3 protein-coding genes are annotated in these 1,055 nt (G+C 64.4%); 2 read left to right on the forward strand and 1 reads right to left on the reverse strand.

Features of this window, described 5'->3' with window-relative positions:
- Both Q673_RS32340 and Q673_RS32345 read left to right on the forward strand, forming a co-directional pair.
- Window positions 1-213: helix-turn-helix domain-containing protein (locus tag Q673_RS32340; protein ID WP_023006910.1), on the forward strand; the 213-nt coding region annotated here is incomplete at its 5' end.
- Between the two features lie 66 nt (window positions 214-279).
- Entirely contained in the window at window positions 280-660 is a 381-nt protein-coding gene (locus Q673_RS32345) for a hypothetical protein (protein WP_023006911.1), read from the forward strand.
- A 29-nt stretch (window positions 661-689) separates the two neighbouring features.
- Here Q673_RS32345 and Q673_RS32350 read toward each other — a convergent pair.
- Window positions 690-1,055 (reverse strand): conjugal transfer protein TraG N-terminal domain-containing protein (locus Q673_RS32350; protein WP_023006912.1); only part of this gene is annotated, 366 nt, incomplete at its 5' end.

A 1,055-nucleotide genomic window follows, 5' to 3' on the forward strand; every position in this document is an offset into this window, starting at 1 on the left:
GAGGTCCCTGACGTCACTGCCGATGAGCTCATCGCGCTGCGCGAGAAGCTGCATATGTCGCGCCCGGTGTTTGCGATGTACCTGCGCACCAACCCCAGGACGCTGGAGAACTGGGAACAGGGCCGCGCCAAGCCCAACGCCCAGGCCAAGACCCTCATCCGGCTGGTCCAGAAGTACCCCGAGACCATCGAGCACCTCGCATCCCTCGGCTAAGCCCACTGGAGCTTCCCTCGCGCTACGTCTATGCTGAAAGGCTGATGTACCCAGGGAGGGACGCCCATGGCGCTGAAATCACTTCTCACCCGAGCCGCCAGTGCTGGCCGCCAGGCAGCTCGAAAGGCTCTCGACGGTGGGCATCAGGAAGGCTGGTCCGATGGCTGGCACACCCAGGCGAGCACGACAGAGTCGCTGCGCGTGCTGCGCGACTCCGCCGCTGGAGTGACCAAGTCCACCGCCCAAACGGCTACCACCCAGGAGGGGTGGCGGCGCATCGCCCGGGGAGCCGGCAAGGTGGCCGGAGGAGCGGCAGTGGTGGCTGGGGGTGTAGCTCAGGGGCTATCGGCCAGTATGGATGACGAAACAGCCCAAGAAGCCTCAGCTAGCCTCAACGATGACGGCTATGGCACCGTCTACGATCAGGATGGCGAGTGGATGTACTGAGCCGAGCCAGCTGAGCTGGCTCGCTCTCATCACTTGAGCCTCCCTCCAGAACCCGAAGACTGCATCTGCCCGCCGCCTTTCTCTCCCGACTGTCGTGATGGATTACCGCCGTCTCCGATGCCCTTGGCCACAGCAGCACCAGACTTCAGGCCAGCCCATCCCAGCACCGCCACCCAGATCGTCGGCAGCACCAGAAACATCATCCCCTCCACGAACTGCAGCACCATGCGGTCGTAGAGGTTGTTGGCGGCGGAGAGCCAGCTGAGCTTGGCGGCGTCGCTGCGGTAGAGCAGATCCACCAGGTTGGCGTTGATCCAGCGGGCGAGCTCCCACCAGAAGGTCAGGAACCACATGGCGAAGAGCCCGAAGGTGGCCATGCCGGCGACCTTGAAGCT

This window comes from Halomonas sp. PBN3, assembly GCF_000475415.1.
Lineage (GTDB): Bacteria > Pseudomonadota > Gammaproteobacteria > Pseudomonadales > Halomonadaceae > Halomonas > Halomonas shengliensis.

Excerpts from the sequence above, each read along its gene's own strand:
- Q673_RS32345 (WP_023006911.1), top strand. The coding sequence starts at position 280 with ATGGCGCTGAAATCACTTCTCACCCGAGCCGCCAGTGCTGGCCGCCAG.